The following is a 247-nucleotide window of genomic DNA, read 5'->3' on the forward strand; positions in this document are numbered from 1 at the left end:
CATCGATTTGAACCACGGGACATCTGGCAGTCAAGCGTACACATACGACTGTACTGATGGAACAAACTTCACCGACCACAAGTACATAAATGGTGCTTATTCTCCCCTAAACGATGCGCACTATTTTGGCAACGTTGTATTCGATATGTACAAGGAGTGGATGAACACCGCGCCACTGACGTTCCAGTTAACCATGCGCGTGCACTATAGCTCTGGGTATGAAAATGCGTTCTGGAACGGTTCTTCG

Annotated in this window: 1 pseudogene; it reads left to right on the forward strand. The window is 47.4% G+C overall.

The features are described from left to right. A pseudogene (locus tag AYW76_RS18800) lies at nt 1–247 on the forward strand (hemagglutinin); the annotation flags it as partial.

Origin of the sequence: Marinomonas gallaica (assembly GCF_001639745.1) — a bacterium.
GTDB classification, from domain to species: Bacteria; Pseudomonadota; Gammaproteobacteria; order Pseudomonadales; family Marinomonadaceae; genus Marinomonas; species Marinomonas gallaica.